The organism is Myxococcus sp. AB056 (assembly GCF_006547365.1).
Lineage (GTDB): Bacteria > Myxococcota > Myxococcia > Myxococcales > Myxococcaceae > Myxococcus > Myxococcus virescens.
The window spans coordinates 75,079-82,741 of sequence record NZ_VHLB01000032.1 but is presented as its reverse complement, the minus strand read 5'-3'; the positions used below and the strand labels follow the sequence as shown (position 1 = coordinate 82,741).

Here is a 7,663-nt window from a genome sequence, read left to right as displayed (position 1 = left end):
GGCTCGCGACACCCGGCCCCCTGCCCAGGGTGGACGTAACGGCCCGCGGGTTGACACCCAGGCCTCCGCGTCCGGTTCGGTGGAGCAGCCGCGGCACAGCGCGCTGAGCGGCCAGTCCAGCTTCACGGCCGGCGGTGCCCGCGCCGATGTGAGCGGCACCGGTCCCGGTGGCATCGACACGCGCGCCCACGTCCAGGGTCCCACGTTCTCCGCGGATGCGCAGGTGGACGCGGACATCGGCCTGTCCGGCATCGACGTGAGCGTCGACATCGACATCGAGGCCAACCTCATCGAGGCGGGCGCCGGGGCCTCCAAGACGGTCGAGTTCGAGATTGCCGGCGAGGAGTACTCCGTCGAGCTGGACCTGGAGGCGCTGGGCAAGATTGGCGCCGAGGGCAGCATCGAGCTGGACCTGCACGTGGGCACCGACGGCAACGTGTCCATCAACGCCGCGGCCTCCGGCTTCGCGGGTGCGCAGGCGAGCCTCACGGGCTCCATCGAGCTGAAGCACGAGGACAACACGCTCGCGTCCGGCAGCATCACCGCCAGCGCCAGCGCGGGTGTCAGCGGCGACGCGCACGCCAACATCGGCATCGAGAACGGCAACCTGGAGTTCGACGTTGGCGTGGAGGCCACCGCGGGCCTGGGCCTGGGCGTGGAAGTCGAGGGCTCCGTCAATGCCGGCAACGTGCTGAAGGCCGTGGGTGAGACGGCCGCCGCCGCCGGTGGCGAAATCCTGGAGAACGTGGTCGACGGCGCCATCAACGCCGGCGGCGCGGTGGCCGACGCGGCGGGCAAGGTCTTCACCAACGCGGCGGACGCCGTGACGGACTTCGCGGGCGACGTGGGCAACGGCATCAAGAACGCCTGGGATAAGGTCTTCTAGAGGTACCCACCTCACGCCCCCGCCGCTAGAATCGGTGCCCATGGCCGTCTCCAAGCTGGCATCCTCCGCCGCGCGTCTCATGAAGCAGGGTCTGCTGAAGGAGGCGGCCCGAGACTTCGAGCGCGCCATCGAACAGGACCCGAAGGATGCCAGCGCATTGCTGGGGCTGGCCCGGTTGCGGCTGGCCCAGCACGACGAAACGGCGGCCCGCGCGGTGCTTCAGCGGCTGGTGGCGCTGCACCCCACCCACCCGGAGGCGCTGAGCCACCTGGCCCGGCTGGACGCGGAGAAGGGTGATGCGCGCCAGTTGGACTTGCTGGCCGCGCTCGCCGCGCAGCCCAAGGCGGGCTTCTTCGAGGTCATCAACCACGGCCGCGCCCTGCTGGGGCATGACCGGTACGCCGCCGCCATCCCGGAGCTGGAGCGCGCGCTGGCGCTGCAGCCCGGCAATGCCCAGACGCTGACGTACCTGGGCATGGCCCTCCAGGGTGACAAGCAGCTGGACCGGGCACTGCGGCGCTATCAAGAGGCCGCGGAGGCCAACAAGACGGAGCACCTGCCGCTCCAGCTCGCCGCGCGTGTGCAGTTGCTGCAAGGGCACGTGGGCGCGGCCATCGTCACGCTTCGGCAGGCAATCCTGCGCAGCCCTCGGGAGACCGCCCTCTTCCGGGAGTTCGCTTCACTGTGCTTGATGGCCGGCGCCCCCGAAGCGGCGATGCGCGCCGCCATCGAGCTGCGCCTCCAGCTCCCCGACAGCGCGGACGCCATCTACCTGCACGGCATCTCCGCCTTCGTGGCCGGCAAGGACGAGGACGCGGACCGCATCCTCCGCGAGGCGCTGGCCAAGGCTCCGGAGTCCGCGCCCGTGCGCGTGGCGCTGGCCAAGGTGCGCCGCAAGCTGGGTGACGACGCGGAGGCCCAGACACTGCTCGAGGCCGCCGTGGCGACGGACCCGTCCGAGGCCGGCGCCGCCAACGATTTGGCGGTGCTGCACCTGTCGCGTCCCGGTGGTGCCGCCGCCGCGCGCGCCATCCTCACCGAGGCCTTGAAGCATCACCCGGATGACGCGGGCGTCCACCTCAACCTGGCGCTGGCCCTGGCGGACAGCGACAAGGCCCAGGCGCTCACGCACGCCAAACGCGCCCAGGCGAGCACCCACCGCGACATCCGCGAGCAGGCCGAGCGGCTCGTCACCGCCCTGAGCCCGCACTGACGCGGCCTTCGCCGCGCGGCTAGCCCTGCTGGAGCAGGCCCAGCACGCCCAGCACCTCGGGGTACACCTTGTTGGCGAAGTAACGGCCGCCCGCGACGGTGAAGTGCACGCCGTCCGCCATGCGCAGGCGCATGGGCTTGCGGAAGCCATCCACCCGGGCCTGACTCAGCGCTCGCCCCTTCGCGTCGGTGAAGAAGGGGCGCGTGTCCAGGTGCACCGCATCCTCTCGGGAGGAGATGACCTCGCGCTGGAGGGCGCGGATGATGCGCAGCTTCTGCTCGAAGCGCTTGAGCCCCGTGGCCGGCAGCTCCAACCAGACAATCTTCCGGCCGGGCGAGGAGAGCACGGTCAGGAAGTCATTGATGCGCTGACGGTAGGCGGCCTCCCACTCCGCATGTCCCCAGTGGATGGCCTTGCCCCCCTGGGTGTCCTGGAGCGACTGCCCGTCGTTGCCCCCGAGGATGACGACGACGACGTCCGGCTGGTAACGCTCCACCTCCTCGCGGCCCACGTCCATCCAGTCGAAGAAGTCCGGACGGGCCAGGCCCGTGGAGGACTTGGCGCGGCGGGCCGACTGGATGCGCGGGTGCGCGTCCAACTGGGCCTGGAGGTACTCCCCGAAGCCGGTGGCGATGAGGCTGTCCCCCAGCAGCAGCACCTTGTGCTTGCGCGCCACTTCGGGCGCCGGAGCAGGAGCCTCCGGTGCCGCGGCGGGCGGAGGCGCGGCCGTGGGCGCCACGGTGGAGGGCGACGGCTCCTGCACGGAAGCAGCGGGCGCGGGCGTCGCGGAGACAACGAAGAGGGTGACGAGCAATCGCGTGAGACGGTTCTGCATTGGCGCCCGAAAGGTAGCGATCCCCGCGCCATCCGTACATCCCCCTGTCGACCCGATGGAGCCCCGCACCGTCCCTGCCGGGCTGCGTCAGGCGGCGCTGCTCTCCATTTCGGGCGCCGCCGGCGCGTCCAGGGCCGCCAACCAGGGCCGCAGGAGCCCCGCGCACGCCTCCGGGTGCGTGAAGTAGGGCACATGCCCCGCGCCCCGCAGCAGGTGCCGGGGCGTTCCCGGCGGCAGCGACGCGGCCAGGCGCTCCACCGTGGACGGCGGCACCAGCACGTCCCGCGTCCCCTGGATACAGACGCAGGACACGGGCAGCCTGCGCAGCTCCGGTGGGGGCGCCTCGCCCCGGATGGCCAGGGCGCGATGCCAGGTGGAGCTGCGCTCCAGCGCCGTGGTGGGCACGACTTCGGGCACACGGGAGAAAGACACCGGCGTCCAGGCCGCGAGCCCCGCCGCCACCGCGCCCGGCCGGGCCCACCGGGCGATGGGGCCCATCATGCCAATGGCGAGCCCGCGCACGCCCAGGTGTTCGGTGCGGGTAAAGGCCCCCAGGAAGGCCACGCCTCGCGCCGCGCCAGCCGCCGCCAGGTGCGCGGCCACCATGCCTCCGAAGGAGCTGGCCACCACCGCGTCCACATCCCCCACGGCCCGCAGCACCTGCCGCGCCAAGGCGCCCGCGCCGCACGCGGCCGCCTCACCTTCGGGGTACTCCACCAGGATGGGACGGGCCCAGGGCAACAACTGGTGGGCCAGCGCCTGGAAGCCGGAACCACGCGCGCCCAGTCCGGGCAGCAGCAGCACCCGAGGCCCCCGCCCCTGCCCCCACTCCATCCACTGGACCTCTCGACGCATGCCTCTCCTTCGCGGGACGCGGCGAGGAACACCGCCAGTGCGCCGGTTCTGCCCGGCCCGTCCGTCAGCATGCCCGGCGGGCGGGCCGCGATGCCAGTGAGGCGCTCAGGCCCCCAGGGTGCGCAGCGCGGGGACGCGGCCCAGGCCCAGGAAGGCACGCGTGCGCTCATGGTGTGGATTGGCGAGCACCCGGGCGGGCGGGCCCTCTTCGATGATGTGCCCGCCGTGCAGCACCAACACGCGCGAGGCCAGCTCGTACGCGAAGCGCATCTCGTGGGTCACCGCCACCAGGGTGAGGCCGTCCGCGAGCAGCTGCTCCAACAGGTCAATCAGCGACCCCACCCGCTCCGGATCCAACGCGCTGGTGGGCTCGTCCATCAGCAGCACCTCCGGCTCCATGGCCAGGGCCCGGGCAATGGCCACCCGCTGCTGCTCGCCGCCGGAGAGCTCGGAGGGGTACGCGTCCTCGCGGTGGGACAGGCCGACCTTCGCCAACAACGCCCGGCCCCGCTCGTTGGCCTCTTGCCGGCCCACGCCCTTCACGTGCATGGGGGCCTCCGTCACATTGCCCAACGCCGTGCGATGCGCGAACAGGTGCCACTGTTGGAAGACGAAGCCGACGCGGCGGCGGATGCGGCGCACCTTCTCGCCCTGCGCGCGGACATCGCCCGGCGCCAGCGTGTCCGGCCCCACGCGCACCACGCCCCCGTCGAAGGACTCCAGCCCGTTGAGGCACCGCAGCAGCGTGCTCTTGCCTCCGCCGGAGGGGCCCACCAACGCAGTCACCTCGCCCGGGGAGAAGACGGCGTTGATGCCCTCCAGCACCGGCCGCCCCTCGTAGCGCTTGCTCAGCTTCTCGACTTCAATCATCCGCGCTCCAGCCTTGCTTCCAGGTGCCTCGCCAGCCGGGACAAGGGATAGCTCATTGCCAGGTACATCAATGCGCACAACGCGCCAGGTATCAGCCAGCTTCGAACATCCACCGCGGTAATCGTCATCCGCTTCGTGAGTTCCACCACGGAGATGACGGATACCAAGGAGCTGTCCTTGAGCAGCGCAATGAAGTCGTTCGCCACACCCGGCAGCGCCACGCGGAAGGCCTGGGGGAGGATGACCCGCCGCAGCGCCAGCCGCAGGGGCATGCCCAGTGCCATCGCCGCCTCCAACTGCCCTCGCGGCACGGCCAGCACGCCCGCGCGGTAGACCTCCGACTCATAGGCCGCGTAGTTCAGGCCCAGTCCGAGGATGGCCGCGCTGATGGGGTCCAACCGGAGCACGCCGGCCAGCCCGTAGTAGAGGACGTAGAGCTGAAGCAGCACCGGCGTGCCGCGAAACAATTCCACGTAGCCGGTGGACAGCCGGGCCGCCCAGCCAGGCCCGTACAGCCGCGTCAGCGCCAGCCCCACGCCCAGGGGAATGGCCAGCGCCATGGCGCCCACGGACACCAGCAGCGTCACGCCCGCGGCCTGGAGGAACAGCACCAGTTGTCCCCAGCCCATGCGCGCCGTCTGCGTGGGCGCCAGCACCTCGCGGGACTGCGCGTCCGTCCAGTCGACCATGCGCTGCTGCTCGGCGTTGTCGATGCCCCAGCGCTGGAAGATGGCGCGCAGCTCGCCCGAGCGAGCGATGTTCCCCAGCGCCGTGTCCAGCGCCTCCCGCAGGTCCTCCTCACCGGGCCGCACGGCGATGGCGTAGTAGCCGTCCCCCATGTCGCCCACCACCCGGAGCCCTGGGCGTGGCTGCCCGTAGCGCTGCGCGATGATGTCGTCCATCAACACGGCGCGCACCCGCCCCTGCTCCAGGTCGATGTAGGGCTCCTCCACGCCTTCGTAAGGAACCGCCTCCACGCCGCTGCGCTGGAGCAGGTCCCACGCCAGGGAATTGGCCAGCGTCCCCACCCGCTGGCCCTTCAGCGCATCCAGCCCGGTGACGGCCGCATCGTCCCGCCGCGCCAGCAAGCGCAGGTGGAAGACGTAGTAGGGCCGCGTGAAGAGGATGCGCCCGGAGCGCGACGGCGTGACTTCGAGGCCGTTGAGCGCCACGTCGAACGAGCCGCGCTCCAACGAGGGGACCAGGCTGGACCAGTCATTCTGGACGAACCGGGCCCGAACCCCCAACTCACGCGCCAGGGCCTCCGCCAATTCCACCTCGAAGCCTCGCATGCCCCCAGGTGCGTCCGGGTCCTCCATGGCGTAGGGCTCTCCACCCTGGGCATCCGCGCCCCAACGCAGCTCCCCCGTGCGGCGCACCCGCGCCAGTCCCGAGTCCTGTTCCGCGCCACACGCGCTCAGCAGCGCCAGCAGCGCCAGCACGGAGGGCAGGAGGAATGAAGGCCTGATTGCCTGGGACAGTGACGGGCTCCTTCTGGCGTGTGCGAGGCCCCCCGCCATATGCCAGGAGCCGCCCCACCGCCAGTCGCTCCTGACAGCGCCGCCCCGCACTGGTAGGCCGATGACCCTGAGCGGCATTCCGCCGGCTCCAGAACCTGGGGATTTCGATGCCGTGGTGGGTCTATGCACTGCTCTCCGCGGGCTTCGCGGCACTGACGGCGGTGCTGGCGAAGATGGGCGTGGAAGGAATTCCCTCCACGCTCGCCACCGCCATCCGCACGGTCGTGATTCTGGTGTTCGCCTGGAGCATCTCCCTGGCACGCGGGGAGCATCACGCCCTGCCCTCCATCAGCCGCAAGACACTCCTCTTCCTGGTGCTCTCCGGCGTGGCCACGGGCCTGTCGTGGCTGGCCTACTTCCGCGCGCTCCAACTCGGGCCCGCCTCCCGCGTGGCGCCCCTGGACAAGCTCAGCCTGCCGCTCACCCTCCTGCTGGCGTTCCTCATCCTCCACGAACCCCTCACTTGGCGGATGGGTGTGGGCGTGACGCTCATGGCCGTGGGTGCATTGCTGACGTTGAAATGAACCCTAGGTGCAATGGGATGAAGCAATCCCACCCACCCTGTCGCAGGTGCGAGCATGACCCGGCATTCATTTTCCAGACTCTGGGATTTTCCGTAGGTGCCCGGTCTAGAGTGCGCGCCCGAGGAGCGACGTTGTCATGGATGCGTTCAAGGTTCTGGTGGTCGACGATGAGCAGCCCATCGCACGCGCGCTGCAGCGTCTGTTGAAGCGAGAGGGATTCGAGGTCCAGATTGCCTTCAACGGCAACGAGGCGCTGGAGCGGCTGGAAGGGTTCAGCCCGGACATCGTCCTGACGGATTTCCGGATGCCAGGAATGACGGGCAGCGAGCTGCTTCAGCGCATCAAACGCAGCCATCCGCTGGCCCTGCGCCTCATCATCTCCGGCTATGCGGACTTCAAGTCCGTGGTGGCCTCCGTGAACGAGGGCGAAATCTGCCGGTTCATCAGCAAGCCCTGGGACGACGCGGAGCTGGTGACGTACCTCAAGGGCCTGCTGCGGCACCGCGAGACGATGGCGTGCCTCTACGCCCCCTTCCGGGAAGCGCCGGACGGAGTGAACGCTGAGGTGGGCATGTCGGCCGCGTCCATGGTGCTCAAGGTGCAGGTGGCCGACCCGTCCTTCCCGGCGGACCAGGCCGTTGCGCTCATCGAGCGCTTCGCGGGCCTGCTGGCCGACGACCGCCTCAAGGTGGTGGGCGGATTGCTCGAGCGCTACGGCGGGCGCCTGTCCTTCATGGCGGACGTCGGTGGCCCCCAGCGGCTCCGGCTGGAGGTGCCGATGCCCACCCTGGAAACCGTCAACGCCCTCCGCCCAGGCGCGAGCGACGCCTGACAGCGACGCAGCCCGCCCCACATCGACGCACCACCCCGCCTGACAACGCATCACGGGGTCCGATTTCACCGAAGGGAATTTCCCCGGCCCGTTCTCACCGTGCGCAGGGGGCAGCCGGCGCCCGCGTC

At 70.7% G+C, this 7,663-nt stretch carries 8 protein-coding genes; 4 read left to right on the top strand and 4 right to left on the bottom strand.

The genetic code is table 11. The features are described from left to right. Both FMP39_RS16490 and FMP39_RS16485 read left to right on the top strand, forming a co-directional pair. Positions 1–886 (top strand): Circumsporozoite protein (locus tag FMP39_RS16490; protein ID WP_141591181.1); only part of this gene is annotated, 886 nt, incomplete at its 5' end. A 40-nt stretch (positions 887–926) separates the two neighbouring features. Then, positions 927–2,099 carry a tetratricopeptide repeat protein gene (locus FMP39_RS16485; protein ID WP_141591178.1) on the top strand — a complete coding sequence of 391 codons (1,173 nt, stop codon included), beginning with the start codon at positions 927–929 and terminating at the stop codon, positions 2,097–2,099. 19 nt (positions 2,100–2,118) lie between these two features. Here the strand turns inward: FMP39_RS16485 and FMP39_RS16480 are convergent, their stop codons facing one another. The 4 genes from FMP39_RS16480 to FMP39_RS16465 all read right to left on the bottom strand — a co-directional run bounded on the left by FMP39_RS16480 (position 2,119) and on the right by FMP39_RS16465 (position 6,101). After that, complete coding sequence (locus FMP39_RS16480) at positions 2,119–3,003, bottom strand: SGNH family hydrolase (RefSeq protein ID WP_141591176.1); 885 nt, start codon at positions 3,001–3,003, stop codon at positions 2,119–2,121. A gap of 18 nt (positions 3,004–3,021) precedes the next feature. Beyond that, positions 3,022–3,789 carry an alpha/beta fold hydrolase gene (locus FMP39_RS16475; RefSeq protein ID WP_141591174.1) on the bottom strand — a complete coding sequence of 256 codons (768 nt, stop codon included), beginning with the start codon at positions 3,787–3,789 and terminating at the stop codon, positions 3,022–3,024. 105 nt (positions 3,790–3,894) lie between these two features. Continuing rightward, on the bottom strand, positions 3,895–4,659 hold the full coding sequence (locus FMP39_RS16470) for an amino acid ABC transporter ATP-binding protein (protein ID WP_141591172.1): 765 nt from the start codon (positions 4,657–4,659) through the stop codon (positions 3,895–3,897). Continuing rightward, positions 4,656–6,101 (bottom strand): ABC transporter substrate-binding protein/permease, encoded by a 1,446-nt coding sequence (locus tag FMP39_RS16465; RefSeq protein ID WP_141591170.1) that lies wholly within the window; start codon positions 6,099–6,101, stop codon positions 4,656–4,658. The genes FMP39_RS16470 and FMP39_RS16465 overlap by 4 nt, the downstream gene beginning before the upstream one ends. Positions 6,102–6,286: 185 nt before the next feature. Between FMP39_RS16465 and FMP39_RS16460 the strand changes: the two genes are divergently transcribed. Beyond that, the gene (locus tag FMP39_RS16460; RefSeq protein ID WP_141591168.1) at positions 6,287–6,703 is read left to right on the top strand and encodes an EamA family transporter; all 417 of its coding nucleotides are present in this window, start codon (positions 6,287–6,289) and stop codon (positions 6,701–6,703) included. A 136-nt stretch (positions 6,704–6,839) separates the two neighbouring features. Further along, positions 6,840–7,535, top strand: coding sequence for a response regulator (locus FMP39_RS16455; protein WP_141591166.1), 696 nt, complete (start codon positions 6,840–6,842; stop codon positions 7,533–7,535). Positions 7,536–7,663: the final 128 nt, after the last annotated feature.